Source organism: Actibacterium ureilyticum, from assembly GCF_002285435.1.
GTDB lineage: Bacteria > Pseudomonadota > Alphaproteobacteria > Rhodobacterales > Rhodobacteraceae > Actibacterium_C > Actibacterium_C ureilyticum.
In genome coordinates this window covers 522,741-535,728 of record NZ_NSBT01000037.1, presented here as the reverse complement: position 1 = coordinate 535,728, position 12,988 = coordinate 522,741, and the positions used below count along the sequence as shown (strand labels likewise).

Genomic DNA, 12,988 nt, shown 5'->3' with positions numbered 1-12,988 from the left:
CATGGCCGGATCGGAAACCCATCACACCCTGCCCACGCCGCGCTTCGACAAGCCGGTCAAGCTGCTGATCGTCGTGGCGCCCTATTACAAGGACATCGCCGACAACCTGCTGGCGGGCGCCCGTGCGGCGATCGAGGCCGCCGGCGGCACCCATGAAACGGTCGAGGTGCCGGGCGCGCTGGAAATCCCGTCGGCCATCGCGCTGGCGCACCGGATGTCGAACTATGACGGCTATGTCGCGCTGGGCTGCGTGATCCGGGGGGAAACCACCCATTACGAGACCGTCTGCAACGACAGCTCGCGCGGGCTGACCCTGTTGGGATTGCAGGGCGCATGCCTGGGCAATGGCATCCTGACCGTGGAAAACCGCGATCAGGCCGTGGTGCGCGCCGATGCACAGGGCCAGAACAAGGGCGGCGGCGCGGCCGAGGCGGCATTGCACCTGATCGCGCTGGCGCGTAAATGGGGCGGCGCAACCAAGGGGGTGGGGTTCAAACCCGCCTCGGAAAGTTTCCGCATTGCGGGCGACAACGAAGGACCGGCCACGGCATGAGCGCCAACACCAAAGACAAACGCCAGATGAAATCGGCCTCGCGGCTTTATGCGGTGCAGGCGCTGTTTCAGATGGAGCATTCCGGCCAGACCGTCGATGCGGTCCGTGACGAGTTCGAGACCCATCGTTTCGGCGCCGATTACGACGGCGACGAGATGGCCGAGGGCGATGTGAACCTGTTCCGCCGGGTGCTGGACACGGCCGTCAACCTGCAAGCCAGGATCGACCAGATGACCGACCGCGCGCTGGTGGCGAAATGGCCCATCGACCGGATCGACCCCACGCTGCGGGCGCTGTTTCGTGCGGCGGGGGCCGAGCTGCTGGACGACAAGGCGCCGCCCAAGGTGGTGATCACCGAATATGTCGACGTGGCCAAGGCGTTCTTCCCCGAGGGGCGCGAGCCGAAATTCGTCAACGCCGTGCTGGATCACATGGCGCGCGAGGCCAAGCCCGAGGCGTTCTGATCCGTCAGCCGGATCTCCGCCCAGATCGGCAGGTGGTCCGACGCCCGCGCGCTGAGCGGGGTTTCCACCACCCCCGCATCGGTCAGGGTTAGCTGCGCGCAATGCGCGATCCGGTCCAGCGGGGCGATGGGCCGCGCGGCGTGAAAGCTGTGGCCCGGCGCCAGCACGGTATAGCCCGCCGATAGCGGCTCCAGCCCGCGCAGGGACGCCCATTCGTTGAAATCCCCCAGGATGATCGTCGGCAGCGGCGACAGGCCGTTCACCACGCCCGTGATCCGATCCAGTTGCTGGCGACGGTGCCGCCGGGTCAGGCCCAGATGGGTCGCCACCACGCGCAACGGCCCGCCGGGCCCGGCCAGATCGGCAATCACCGCGCCGCGCGGCTCCAGCCCCGGCAGATCCAGCCGGTGCAGATCCGTCATCGCAATCCCCCGCCGCACCAGAATGGCATTGCCGTGCCAGCCCAGGCTGACACCGTTGCGGGCAATCGGCAGCGCCTGCAGCCCGCTGCCATCCAGATGCGCAGGCGTCAGCGCGGCGGGCCGCGCGCCCAGGCGGCGGTCGGCCTCTTGCAAGGCGACGATATCGGCGCCCAGCCCGGCGATCACTTCAGCGATCCGGTCCGGGCGGCGGCGCCGGTCCAGCCCGATACATTTGCGGATGTTATAGCTGGCCACGCGCAGCGGTTGATCTGTCATCCCCCAGATATGGGGGCGGGCGGCACGGATGCCAACGCTGCCATTGTCGCGGGGCCGCGCGGGGTCCATATTGGCCCCATGATCCTGCGAGAGCAGCCCATCGTGGTGAAACTGATCTGGGCGGTGCTGGCCGTTGCGATGCTTGTGGCGTTGGTCACCGGCCGCTGGTCGCTGGCCTTTGTGTCGGTCGCCACGCTGTTTTTGTCGCTGGCGCCCGGCGTGCTGGTGCGGCGGTTCGGCGTGCATCTGCCGCTGAGCTTTTTCGCGCTGATCACGGTCTTCGTGTTCTCCACGATCTTTCTGGGTGAAGTCTTTGATTTCTATGAGCGATACTGGTGGTGGGATGTCGTTCTGCATGGCGGGTCCGCGATGGGGTTCGGCCTGATCGGGGTGCTGTTCGCACTGTTCCTGTTCGAGGGCGACCGTTACGCCGCCCCCGCCTGGGCGCTGTCGCTGATCGCATTCGCCTTTGCTGTCAGCATCGGCGCGGTGTGGGAGGTGTTCGAGTTCGCGATGGACCAGAGCTTTGGCCTGAACATGCAGAAAAGCGGGTTGATCGACACGATGTGGGATCTGATCGTCGACATGATCGGGGCCTGCGCGGGGGCGGTCGTTGGGTTTTTCTATCTCAAGGGGCGCGAACTGGGCGGCCCATCGGCGCTTCTGGCGGATTTCGTGGCCGCCAACCGCCGCCTTTTCCGCCGCTTCCGCTGACGGGGCTGCGACAATCGGGCATTGGAAATGCGCGGGGATGCGGCCTAGGTTATGCGCAAGCATACAAGGATATTTGCCATGCCCAAACTCGTATCGCTTTACATTCGTCAGACATTGATCGGCTTCGCCCTGTCGGCGGGGTTCGTTGCGTTGCTGCTGTGGACCAATGTGGCCAACTTGGCGCATCTGGTGACGTCGTCGCCGATGGGCTATCTGGCGCTTTTCATGCTGTTCATGTTCAACGGGATCGTCTTTTCCGGCGTGCAGTTCGGGATTTCGATCATGCGGATGGGCGAGGACAGCGATGGCTCGGGCGGCAAGTCGCAGCGGCTTGTGGCCGAGCCCGTGGTCGAACCTGCACTGATCCCGGTGCGGAGCGACCGGGGCTGACACCCGCAGATCAGGGAAATGTGGCGGGACCACCGCGACCGTCGGGGCAAAGCATTCCCGAGGACCTGTGTGTACAGGTGGGCGCCGGGTAACCGGACCAGGATCCGAACAGAGCCAGCTCCCTCGGAAGTGTTTAAGGCCACCGGAATTTTGCCATAAGTGACGCGAAGGGCAGTACCCGCCAAGGGCTTAACTAGGGCGCGCCGGGCGGTGTTGCAAGGGGGCGGCTGACCGCATTTCTTCGATTTGCGGTTCAGCCCGTGATCTGGCGCAGATTGCCCAGAAACCCGTGCCAGCCCTTGTCCAGCGCCAGCACCAGGCCGAAGCCTTCGGAATCCTCGGGCAGGCCGCTATGTTCCAGGCTGAGCCTTGTGCCGCCGGGGGCGTCCTCCAGCCGCCATTCCACGCAGCTCATCCGCCCGTCCAGCGGCCCCACGGTGAAGGACCAGCGCATATAGTCATGCGGGCGCATCTCGTCGACCGTGCCCCAGCACATGCGGTCGCCATCCGCCTGGTTTGTCAGCAGGTAATCCTGCCCCGGTGCCAGATCCCTGTCGGCGGGGTGGAACCAGCGGGCAAGCCATTCGGCATCGGTCAGATAGCGCCAGACAGTGGGCTTGTCGGCGGGCAGAAAGATGGATTTGCGGATGGTCGTGTCGGTCCGTGTCGCGGTGTCATGCATCGGTCTGGTCCTGTTCAATGGCGGATTTGAGGGCAGTCAGGCGGTCATCCCAGAAGGCATCGAAATGCCCCAGCCAGTCGACCGCCGGGCGCAGGCCCTGTGGCGCAAAGCTGTTGATCCGTTCGCGCCCTTCGGCATGGGTTTGGATCAGGCCGGCCTGTTCCAGCACGGTCAGGTGCTTTTTCACCGCCGCGCGGGTCATGTCGAAATGCCCGGCCACCTGGGCGATGGTCATGTCCTGTCGCGACAGCAGCGACAGGATTTCGCGGCGGGTCGGATCGGCAAGGGCGCGGAAGCAATCCTGGGTCAGGGCGGTCATGTGCGGGCCTTATTGGATACCTTTTGGTATCTCTTTTGTGTGATACCCAAAGGTATCATGTCAAGTGGATTCGCAATGGGGTCGGTTTTATGCGTCGCGCCCGCCGCCAGTACCCGGCACGGGTGGCCAACCCGTGCCGCGCCCGACCCTCCCCCCGGGAGGGCGCATTGGCGACCTCTTTTGCCGTTCAAACCGCGTTCGGGGCTTTGGGATAAACCGCAGACCACAACCGGTGTGGCGCGCCCACCCAGGGTCGGCCGCGGCACTTTGGACCAAGGCACCCGCAATCCCACCTTGCCAGATGTTCACCTATTGTTCATATTCGCCCCATGGACGATCTGCTTCAACCCGGACAGCTTCTGGCCCGTGGCGTCTGCCGCCATCTGCGCAGCCACGACTTCGTGACGGTCGAGGAACTGGTGCCTGCGACCGGGCTGCGTGTCGATGTCATGGCGCTGGGTCCCAGGGGCGAAATCTGGGTGGTGGAATGCAAATCCAGCCGGGCCGACTATATGTCCGACAGCAAATGGCAGGGCTATCTGGACTGGTGCGACCGGTTCTTCTGGGCAGTGGATGCCGATTTCCCGTCCGAGCTGTTGCCGATGGAAACCGGTCTGATCATTGCCGATGCCTATGACGCCGAGATCCTGCGCATGGGCCCCGAGGACAAGCTGCCCGCCGCGCGGCGCAAGGTCATGACCCGGAAATTCGCCCGCCACGCCGCGCTGCGCCTTCAGGCGCTGCGGGATCCCGAGCCGGGCGGCCTGTTGCGTCAGGGGTGAAACGGAACAGCGCCGCGCGATCCTGTGTCGCGGCGCGGATGAACCCGGCCACGCGGCGAATGCGCGGGTTGTCGCGCTCGTCCTCGCTGTAAAGCAGCCAATAGGCGCGGCGAAACGCGACCGTATCCGGCAGAACCGGCACCAGCCCGCTTTGCGCGGCCATGAAACAGGGCAGCACCCCCAGGCCCGCACCGGCGCGCACCGCATCCAGCTGCGCCTGAACGGTCGCGGCCTTGTACCGGGTCACGATATCGGGGTGGATCAGGCGGTTGAAATCCAGCTCGCGCGTGTAAAGCAGCGCATCGACATAGCCGACAAAGGGCAGGGCGGCCAGATCCGCGCGGGCGTCGGGCCGCCCGTGCCGGTCGATGAACCCGGGCGCCGCATAAAGGCGCAGGTCGTAGTCGGTCAGGCGCTGCATGACCACCCGCCCGGTCTCGGGGCGTTCCAGGCTGACGGCGATGTCGACCTCGCGGTTCCACAGCTTGTGCATCGCAGGCACCGGCACCAGTTCCAGCGTCAGATCGGGTTCTTGCGCGCAGAGCTCCGGCAACATGCGCGACAGAACCGCATTGCCGAACCCGTCGGGCGCGCCGACCCGGACCCGCCCGCGCAGCCCGCCGGGCCGTTGCAGCAGGTCGCGGATCGCGACGGCGCGCGCCTCCATCTCTTCGGCCAGGGGGATCAGGGCGCGCCCGGCCTCGGTCGGGGTCAGCCCGTCGCTTCCCGGCTCGAACAGGCGGTTGCGCAGCGCGGACTCGATCCGGGCGATGTGGCGGGCCACGGTGGTGTGGCTGACGCCCAGCCGCTTGCCCGCGCGGCTTATCCGCCCGGCGCGCGCGGTTTCCAGAAAGAAGCGGACATCGTTCCAGTCCAGCGAAGATTCGGTCACGGGCGCCCCCTTTGTCGGGGCCGTTATGCACGAAAACGGGCAAGGGGTGTGCAAATTCGTTACCCCCGCCGGGTGCGCGGCCCGCGTTATATGGCCCTGCCACAAACCGGAGGAGGCGGCGCGGCATGCATGATCACGGGCAATTCGACTACATCATCGTCGGCGCCGGCAGCGCGGGATGTGTGCTGGCCAACCGGCTGAGCGAGGACCCCGGCACGCGCGTTCTGCTGCTGGAGGCGGGCGGCAGCGATGCCTATCACTGGATCCACATCCCGGTGGGTTATCTGTACTGCATCGGCAATCCGCGCACCGATTGGGGCTACCGGACACAGGCCTGCGACGGGTTGGGCGGGCGGTCGCTGCTTTATCCCCGGGGCCGGGTGCTGGGCGGTTGTTCGTCGATCAACGGCATGCTTTACCTGCGCGGGCAGGCGGCGGATTACGATGGCTGGCGCCAGATGGGGCTGGACGGCTGGGGCTGGGCGGATGTGCTGCCCTATTTCCGCAAGTCCGAGGATTACTATGCCGGTGCGGATGACGCTCATGGCGCGGGCGGCGAATGGCGGGTCGAGGGGCAGCGCCTGCATTGGGACATTCTGGACGCCTGGAAGGCCGCGGCGGTCGAGGCGGGCATCCCCGAAACCCCCGATTTCAATCGCGGCGACAATTCCGGTGTCGGCTATTTCAAGGTCAACCAGCGCAATGGCTGGCGGTGGAGCACGGCCAAGGGCTTTCTGCGCCCGGCCCGGCGGCGGTCGAACCTGACGGTCCTGACCCATGCCCAGGCCGAGCGGATCCTGTTCGATGGCCGCCGCGCCACCGGCATCCGGTTTCGTCGTCACGACTTGCCGGCACAGGCGACGGCCAGGGCCGAGGTCATTCTGTCCTCCGGCGCGGTCGGGTCGCCGCAACTCCTGCAACTGTCCGGGATCGGCCCGGCGGCGCATCTGCGCGGGCTGGGGCTGGACGTGGTGCTGGACCAGCCCGAGGTCGGCGGCAACCTGCAGGATCACCTGCAGATCCGCTGTGCCTATCGGGTGGAAAACGCCCGCACCCTGAACACGATGGCCAATTCGCTGATGGGCAAGGCGCGGATCGGGCTGGAATACCTGCTGACCCGGTCCGGCCCGATGTCGATGGCGCCCAGCCAGCTTGGGGCCTTTGCCCGGTCGACCCCCGATGTCGCGACGCCGGATCTGGAATACCACGTGCAGCCGGTCACGCTGGATGCCTTTGGCGAGCCGCCGCATGATTTCCCGGCCATCACCGCCAGCGTCTGCGACCTGCGCCCCGACAGCCGGGGGCATGTGCGCATCACCTCGGCCGATCCGATGCGCCCGCCGCAAATCCAACCCAATTACCTGTCGGCCGCGCGCGACCGTGCGGTCGCGGCCCATGCCATTCGGCTGACGCGGCGGATCATGGCGCAGCCCGCGCTGGCGCCATTCAACCCGCAGGAATTCAAGCCCGGCCCGCAATACCGGACCGAGCCAGAACTGATCGAAGGGGCGGGCCAGATCGCGTCGACGATCTTTCACCCCGTCGGTACGGCGCGCATGGGCACAGATCCCGGCGCGGTGGTCGACGGGGCGTTGAGGGTCAATGGGATCGGGGGGCTGCGGGTTGTCGATGCCTCGGTCATGCCGCGCATCACATCGGGCAACACCAATGCACCGACTATCATGATCGCGGAAAAGGCGGCGGATATGATCCGGGGCAGGTCGGCGGGGTAACGGGGCCGCGCTTAGCCCTTCTTGGTGGTCATCGCGCGGGCGCGGGCAGCGGCGGCGCGGATTTCCTCGGCGATTTCCTCGGCCTCTTCGGGGTCGAAATCCATCGGCAGCTCGACGCCGTCGGCCTCGATATAGATCCGCACCATGCCGATGCTGGTCGGCCCGATCTGCAGATTGGCGGAGATGTCGCTTTCCTTGTCGATGCCCATGGTGCTGGCCCCTTGTCGTTCGAGCAATCGACATAGGGCTTTGGCCTGCGCAAGGCAAGCATCCTTGACGACGCCGGGCGGGGCGCATTTGATGGCGCCATGACAACGGATGTGGCGATGCGGGCTGGCTGATCCAGCAGCATGCCGAGCTTTATGCCGCAAATGACGGGTTCGACGCCAGTTTCGAGGCGCTGGTGGCCGAGATCCTGGCCGATTTCATCCGCAACCGCGATCCGGACTGCGAGCGCGCCTGGATCGCGCATCGCGGGGCAGAGCGGCTTGGCTCGATCTTCTGCGTCCGGGGCGCGACCCCGGGCGAGGCGAAGCTGCGGCTGTTTCTGCTGGTGCCGGCGGCGCGCGGGCTGGGGCTGGGCCACCGTCTGTTGACCCTGTGTACCGACTATGCCTGGGCGCGCGGCTATGACCGGTTGGTGTTGTGGACCCATGAAAGCCACCGCGCGGCCTGTGCGCTTTATCGCGGGCACGGGTTTCGGCTGACCGATTCCCGCGCGGTCCATAATTTCGGCCAGCCGCTGGTCGAACAGAATTGGCAGATCGACCTTTAACCGGCGATCTGGCCCTTGCATTCACCGGCGCGCGGCGCTAAATCCCCTGCCAGTGCCGCCTTAGCTCAGTTGGTTAGAGCGCCTGATTGTGGATCAGGAGGTCCCCCGTTCGAGCCGGGGAGGTGGTACCATCATCCGACACAACACCAACACATCGGCGTGAGGCGGCTTGCCTTTGCCCCCGGACCGGGCGCAAATCATCCGGCTTACAAGTGAGGTGCGCATGCTGGACGGGGTCGCCCGGAAACTGATCGATCCGCCGCTGGACCGGCTGGGGCGCCATGTCGCCGCGGCGGGAATCGGTGCCGATGCGGTGACCCTGGCGGGGCTGGTTCTGGGTTTGATGGCCGCTGGCGCGATCGCGCTGGGGGCGCCGGGCTGGGCTTTGCTGCCGCTGCTGGCCAGCCGGTTGGCCGACGGGCTGGACGGCGCCGTGGCACGCGCCAGCCACAAGACCGATTTCGGCGGCTATCTGGATATCACCTGCGATTTCGTCTTTTACGGCGCGATCCCGCTGGGCTTTGTCTGGCTCGCCCCATCCGCAAACGGGGCGGCGGGCGCGTTCCTGCTGGCCAGTTTCTATGCCAATGGGGCCAGCTTCCTAGGCTTTGCGATCCTGGCGGAAAAGAAACAGATGTCGACCGATGCGCGCGGTGTGAAATCGCTTTATTTCACCGGCGGCTTGCTGGAGGGGACCGAGACCATCGCGTTTTTCGTGGCGCTCTGCCTGTGGCCCGCGTGGTTTGCGCCGCTGGCCTGGGGGTTTGGGGGGGTATGTTTCCTGACCGCCGGATCGCGGGTGCTGTTGGCGCGGCGGGTGTTTCCCGGCTGACGCGGTGCTTTGTGGCGCGGTTGCGCCGTGAGTATTTATGGAGCAATGAAAGGGCCGGGCGCCCTAGTCGGGGCGGGTGATCTGCACCTCTTGCCGCAGGGCGCCGGTGGCGGCATCCAGGATCAGGATACGGTCATCGGCGGTCACCACGGCCAGCCAGTCCGGGCCGCGGGTAAACGCCGTGGCCGTGGCGCCGTCGGGCAGGGCGATTTCCGCGGGCAGGGGCAGGCTGCGCGGTGTGTTCAGGCGGATGACAAGCAGGCCGATCAGAATTACAACGCCCAGGATCATCACCGCGGTCAGGACCGTCACCAGCCGGCGCAGAAAGCGCAGGTTCGCCGGTTCGGCCACATCAGCAGAGGCATCGTCCATGTCCATCATCCGCCGCCTTTCGGTGGTTATCGGGGCCAATCCCCCCGGCCGTCTTGATAAGGCGCTTTCGCGCGACGTGCCAGAGGGGGCGGGGCTGTCACGCTCGCGCCTGGTCAAGCTGATCGCGGCGGGGGGCGTGTCGCGGGCGGGCGTTGTGCTGGACAATCCGCGCGCCGCCGTGGCCGAGGGCGATGTGCTGGAGCTGAGCTTTGCGGAGGCCGAGGAGGTCGAAACCCGGCCCGAGGCGATCCCGCTGGATGTGGTTTACGAGGATGACGCGCTGATCGTCATCAACAAGCCGGTGGGCATGGTGGTGCACCCCGCGCCGGGCAGTCCGGGCGGCACGCTGGTCAATGCGTTGCTGCACCATTGCGGCGACAGCCTGTCGGGCATCGGGGGCGAGAAGCGGCCGGGCATCGTGCACCGGATCGACAAGGACACAAGCGGGCTGCTGGTCGCGGCCAAGACCGACCAGGCGCATACCGGCCTGGCGGCGCAGTTCGAGGCGCACAGCGTCGAGCGTCATTACCGCGCCGTGGTGCATGGTGTGCCCGATGCGGGCGATCCGCGTCTGGTGGGGTTGCGCGGGGTTGGGTTCGAGGGCGGCAATATCCTGAAGATCACCACGCAGCTGGCGCGCCATCGCACGGATCGGCAGAAACAGGCGGTGGTCTGGGCGGGCGGGCGTCATGCGGTGACGCGGGCGCGTGTCGTCGAAGCCTTTGGCACACCTGGGGTGGCGGCGCTGGTCGATTGCTGGCTGGAAACCGGGCGCACGCATCAGATCCGGGTGCACATGGCCTATGCCGGGTTCGGGCTGGTGGGCGATCCGGTCTATGGCGGGCGGCGCAAACTGTCGGAAAAGGCGCTGGGGGCGACAGGCGCGCAGGCCGCCGCCGATTTCCCGCGCCAGGCGCTGCATGCGGCGACTTTGGGCTTCATTCACCCGGTTTCCGGTGAAAAAATGGCGTTTCAGGCCGATTTACCGGCAGATATGGCGGAACTGATCGCGGCTTTGCGGGGTTGAAACACTGTGCACAAGGGCGTGAAATGCTGACAGATTCATGGAAAAGTGACAGATTTCTGCACATGTCCCGTGCATAACGGAGGTAGGGCGAAAACTTGAACCGAGCGGTTCAGATCCCTATCTTTGATGTAAGTCACAGGGACCACGAGGACATAAATGAGCAATTATGCAAATCTGCCGGCGCCCAGCCCCGAACAGGGGTTGAACCGCTATCTGCAGGAGATCCGCAAGTTTCCCCTGCTGGAACCCGAAGAGGAATACATGCTGGCCAAGGCCTGGGTCGAACGCGAAGACAGCGAAGCGGCCCACAAGATGGTCACCAGCCACCTGCGCCTGGCCGCCAAGATCGCCATGGGCTATCGCGGCTATGGCCTGCCGCAGGCCGAGGTGATCTCGGAAGCCAATGTGGGCCTGATGCAGGCCGTGAAGCGGTTCGACCCGGAAAAGGGGTTCCGTCTGGCGACCTATGCCATGTGGTGGATCCGCGCCAGCATTCAGGAATACATCCTGCGGTCGTGGAGCCTGGTGAAACTGGGCACAACCAGCGCGCAGAAGAAGCTGTTTTTCAACCTGCGCAAGGCCAAGGCGCGCATCGGCGCGCTGGAAGAGGGTGACCTGCGCCCCGAGCACGTGGAAAAGATCGCGCATGATCTGAACGTGACCGAGGATGAGGTGATCTCGATGAACCGGCGGCTGTCGGGCGGCGATGCGTCGCTGAACGCCACGGTCGGCAGCGATGATGACGGCAGCGCGCAATGGCAGGACTGGCTGGAAGACGAGGACGCCAACCAGGCCGAGGCCTATGCCGAGAAGGACGAGCTGGAAAACCGCCGCGAGATGCTGATGGAGGCGATGGACGTGCTGAACGAGCGCGAGAAGGACATCCTGATCCAGCGCCGTCTGCAAGAGCAGGCCGTCACGCTGGAGGAACTGTCCGGCCAATACGATGTCAGCCGCGAGCGCATCCGCCAGATCGAGGTGCGGGCGTTCGAGAAGCTGCAAAAGCGGATGAAGGAACTGGCGCGGTCCCAGGGTGTGCTGAGCACGGTCTGATCCGCCAGCCCCCGTCACACGTGAAAATGCCCCGGCAGGGAGTTTCCTGCCGGGGTTTTCTTTTGGCGTTTTGCCCGCCGGCCTTTGCCGCTAGGCTATGGGCAACGGCAGGAGGATGGCGATGGATGTGGTGAATTGGGGGATCCTGGGGGCGGCGAAATTCGCGCGCGAGCATATGGCGCCGGCGATCAATATGGCCCGGGGGGCGCGGCTGGCGGCGCTGGCCACGTCCAGCGCGGAAAAAGCCAATGGGTTCAGCGCGTTCTGCCCCGATATTCAAGTCTATTCCAGCTATGACGATCTGTTGGCGGCACCCGAAATTGACGCGCTGTACATCCCCTTGCCGAACCATCTGCATGTGGAATGGACGCAAAAAGCGCTGCGGGCGGGCAAACATGTGCTGTGTGAAAAGCCGATTGCGATGCAGGCCGATCAGATCGACGCGCTGATCGCGCTGCGCGATGAAACCGGGCTGCTGGCGGCCGAGGCGTATATGATCGTGCATCACCCGCAATGGCAGCGCGCGAAGCACCTGATCGCCGACGGGGCGATCGGCAACCTGATCCATGTGGATGGCACGTTCAGCTATGACAACCGGGCCGATACCGGCAATATCCGCAACAAGCCGGAAACCGGGGGCGGGGCTCTGCCCGATATCGGGGTCTATACGCTGGGTTCGGCGCGTTTTGCCACCGGGCAGGAGCCTGAAACGGTCGAGGCCGACATCGCTTGGGAAAACGGGGTCGATGTGACCTCGCGCGTGATCGCGCGGTTTCCGGGGTTCAGCTATAACTGCATGGTGTCGATGCGGATGCACCCCCGGCAAGAGATGAACTTTCACGGCGATGCGGGGCTGTTGCGTCTGACTGCGCCGTTCAACCCGCAGGTCTTCGGTCAGGCGCGGATCGAACTGCACCAGCCGGGGCTGGCCATCCGCGAGGAACGCTTTCCGGCGGCCAATCACTATGTGAACCAGGTCGAAGCCTTCTGCCACAGCCTGCGCACGGGCGATCCCTATCCCTGGCGGCTGGAGGATGCCCGAGGCACGCAGGCGGTGATCGACCGGGCCTTCGCAGCGGCTGGTTAGACCGGGGAAGGGCCAACTTGGGGTGCAGAGAATGGCTGGTTAGAGCCTTTACCGGACAAAGGTCATACGCGCTTTTGCGCGGAATCAAGGGGCGTCAGCCCCGCCGCGCGGCGCCCGACCGCCCCCCGGGCGGGCGCCTTTCACCGGCGCGCTGACCTTTGAGTGAAGACGTGTTTGGCACCATAAAGTGCACCGCTCAACCGGATCGACGCCCCCCCGCGGTCGGGCACCACGCGGCTGCAAGCCAATGACCGATTTGTCCGCACTCCGGCCATTCGCCCCACAAGTAGAGGGCCAGGAACTCCGCTGCCTCAGTTGGCTGGGCGCCGCGCCCCGGCATTCACCGGCGCGGCTCGAAGGACAGTCAGCTGAAATAGTCTAGCCGCGTCGCCACCAGCGCCGGATCCATTTCAGATCCAGCGCGGCGATCATCAGGCCCAGTGGGATCATCCAGAACCCCAGTATCGGCAGAAAACCCAGGATACCGCCAAAGATCAGCGTCAGACCCAGGATGAAGCGCAGGCCGGGGGGCACGTGACGGCGGACCTTTTCGCGGAACCGGACCAACCGCTTGCGCAGCTTATAGGGCAGCAGCGGGCGGCGGCGAGCCATCGG

General features: G+C 65.7%; 18 protein-coding genes, 1 tRNA gene and 1 other RNA gene. 12 read left to right on the top strand and 8 right to left on the bottom strand.

Features of this window, described 5'->3' with window-relative positions; translation table 11 throughout:
- The first annotated feature begins 1 nt into the window (after position 1).
- Together CLM60_RS15575 and nusB are read left to right on the top strand one after the other, a co-directional pair.
- Positions 2-553, top strand: coding sequence for a 6,7-dimethyl-8-ribityllumazine synthase (locus CLM60_RS15575; protein WP_095590033.1), 552 nt, complete (start codon positions 2-4; stop codon positions 551-553).
- A complete protein-coding gene (gene nusB / locus CLM60_RS15570) occupies positions 550-1,017 on the top strand; it encodes a transcription antitermination factor NusB (RefSeq protein ID WP_245848438.1) in 468 nt (155 codons plus the stop codon). The genes CLM60_RS15575 and nusB overlap by 4 nt, the downstream gene beginning before the upstream one ends.
- On the opposite strand, the gene CLM60_RS15565 is transcribed toward nusB, so the two are convergent.
- On the bottom strand, positions 981-1,784 hold the full coding sequence (locus CLM60_RS15565) for an endonuclease/exonuclease/phosphatase family protein (protein ID WP_245848437.1): 804 nt from the start codon (positions 1,782-1,784) through the stop codon (positions 981-983). The two genes, nusB and CLM60_RS15565, sit on opposite strands and share 37 nt — an antisense overlap.
- Positions 1,785-1,793: 9 nt before the next feature.
- On the opposite strand from CLM60_RS15565, the gene CLM60_RS15560 reads away from it, so the two are divergent.
- Both CLM60_RS15560 and CLM60_RS15555 read left to right on the top strand, forming a co-directional pair.
- Positions 1,794-2,429: a DUF2238 domain-containing protein gene (locus CLM60_RS15560; protein ID WP_095590032.1), complete on the top strand. Its 636-nt coding sequence runs from the start codon at positions 1,794-1,796 to the stop codon at positions 2,427-2,429.
- Positions 2,430-2,507: 78 nt separating this feature from the next.
- Positions 2,508-2,819: a hypothetical protein gene (locus tag CLM60_RS15555; protein WP_095590031.1), complete on the top strand. Its 312-nt coding sequence runs from the start codon at positions 2,508-2,510 to the stop codon at positions 2,817-2,819.
- A gap of 22 nt (positions 2,820-2,841) precedes the next feature.
- On the opposite strand, the gene ssrS is transcribed toward CLM60_RS15555, so the two are convergent.
- The 3 genes from ssrS to CLM60_RS15545 all read right to left on the bottom strand — a co-directional run bounded on the left by ssrS (position 2,842) and on the right by CLM60_RS15545 (position 3,820).
- A non-coding RNA gene (gene ssrS, locus CLM60_RS21420) (6S RNA) lies at positions 2,842-3,000 on the bottom strand.
- A gap of 72 nt (positions 3,001-3,072) precedes the next feature.
- Positions 3,073-3,501, bottom strand: a complete 429-nt coding sequence (locus CLM60_RS15550; RefSeq protein WP_095590030.1) for an SRPBCC family protein — start codon at positions 3,499-3,501, stop codon at positions 3,073-3,075.
- Entirely contained in the window at positions 3,494-3,820 is a 327-nt protein-coding gene (locus tag CLM60_RS15545) for an ArsR/SmtB family transcription factor (RefSeq protein WP_095590029.1), read from the bottom strand. Before CLM60_RS15545 ends, CLM60_RS15550 begins: the two co-directional genes overlap by 8 nt.
- Before the next feature lie 329 nt (positions 3,821-4,149).
- Between CLM60_RS15545 and CLM60_RS15540 the strand changes: the two genes are divergently transcribed.
- The gene (locus CLM60_RS15540) at positions 4,150-4,602 is read left to right on the top strand and encodes an MmcB family DNA repair protein (protein WP_095590028.1); all 453 of its coding nucleotides are present in this window, start codon (positions 4,150-4,152) and stop codon (positions 4,600-4,602) included.
- Here CLM60_RS15540 and CLM60_RS15535 read toward each other — a convergent pair.
- The gene (locus tag CLM60_RS15535; RefSeq protein WP_141246540.1) at positions 4,514-5,494 is read right to left on the bottom strand and encodes a LysR family transcriptional regulator; all 981 of its coding nucleotides are present in this window, start codon (positions 5,492-5,494) and stop codon (positions 4,514-4,516) included. The genes CLM60_RS15540 and CLM60_RS15535 overlap by 89 nt on opposite strands.
- Before the next feature lie 125 nt (positions 5,495-5,619).
- Here CLM60_RS15535 and CLM60_RS15530 point away from each other — a divergent pair, with 125 nt between their 5' ends.
- Entirely contained in the window at positions 5,620-7,227 is a 1,608-nt protein-coding gene (locus CLM60_RS15530) for a GMC family oxidoreductase (RefSeq protein ID WP_095590026.1), read from the top strand.
- 11 nt (positions 7,228-7,238) lie between these two features.
- On the opposite strand, the gene CLM60_RS15525 is transcribed toward CLM60_RS15530, so the two are convergent.
- Positions 7,239-7,436 carry a DUF6324 family protein gene (locus CLM60_RS15525; RefSeq protein WP_095590025.1) on the bottom strand — a complete coding sequence of 66 codons (198 nt, stop codon included), beginning with the start codon at positions 7,434-7,436 and terminating at the stop codon, positions 7,239-7,241.
- 194 nt (positions 7,437-7,630) lie between these two features.
- Between CLM60_RS15525 and CLM60_RS15520 the strand changes: the two genes are divergently transcribed.
- The 3 genes from CLM60_RS15520 to CLM60_RS15510 all read left to right on the top strand — a co-directional run bounded on the left by CLM60_RS15520 (position 7,631) and on the right by CLM60_RS15510 (position 8,834).
- Positions 7,631-8,002 (top strand): GNAT family N-acetyltransferase, encoded by a 372-nt coding sequence (locus tag CLM60_RS15520; RefSeq protein ID WP_342745130.1) that lies wholly within the window; start codon positions 7,631-7,633, stop codon positions 8,000-8,002.
- A gap of 54 nt (positions 8,003-8,056) precedes the next feature.
- Positions 8,057-8,133, top strand: a tRNA-His gene (locus CLM60_RS15515).
- A 92-nt stretch (positions 8,134-8,225) separates the two neighbouring features.
- Positions 8,226-8,834, top strand: a complete 609-nt coding sequence (locus CLM60_RS15510; RefSeq protein ID WP_095590023.1) for a CDP-alcohol phosphatidyltransferase family protein — start codon at positions 8,226-8,228, stop codon at positions 8,832-8,834.
- A 63-nt stretch (positions 8,835-8,897) separates the two neighbouring features.
- Here the strand turns inward: CLM60_RS15510 and CLM60_RS15505 are convergent, their stop codons facing one another.
- A complete protein-coding gene (locus CLM60_RS15505) occupies positions 8,898-9,206 on the bottom strand; it encodes a DUF6476 family protein (protein ID WP_095590730.1) in 309 nt (102 codons plus the stop codon).
- Here CLM60_RS15505 and CLM60_RS15500 point away from each other — a divergent pair.
- The 3 genes from CLM60_RS15500 (at position 9,205) to CLM60_RS15490 (ending at position 12,373) form a co-directional block, all read left to right on the top strand.
- A complete protein-coding gene (locus CLM60_RS15500; protein ID WP_095590022.1) occupies positions 9,205-10,233 on the top strand; it encodes a pseudouridine synthase in 1,029 nt (342 codons plus the stop codon). The two genes, CLM60_RS15505 and CLM60_RS15500, sit on opposite strands and share 2 nt — an antisense overlap.
- Before the next feature lie 156 nt (positions 10,234-10,389).
- Positions 10,390-11,286, top strand: coding sequence for an RNA polymerase sigma factor RpoH (gene rpoH / locus CLM60_RS15495; protein WP_095590021.1), 897 nt, complete (start codon positions 10,390-10,392; stop codon positions 11,284-11,286).
- 121 nt (positions 11,287-11,407) lie between these two features.
- Positions 11,408-12,373 (top strand): Gfo/Idh/MocA family protein, encoded by a 966-nt coding sequence (locus CLM60_RS15490; protein WP_095590729.1) that lies wholly within the window; start codon positions 11,408-11,410, stop codon positions 12,371-12,373.
- 378 nt (positions 12,374-12,751) lie between these two features.
- On the opposite strand, the gene CLM60_RS15485 is transcribed toward CLM60_RS15490, so the two are convergent.
- Positions 12,752-12,985 carry a hypothetical protein gene (locus CLM60_RS15485; protein WP_095590020.1) on the bottom strand — a complete coding sequence of 78 codons (234 nt, stop codon included), beginning with the start codon at positions 12,983-12,985 and terminating at the stop codon, positions 12,752-12,754.
- Positions 12,986-12,988: the final 3 nt, after the last annotated feature.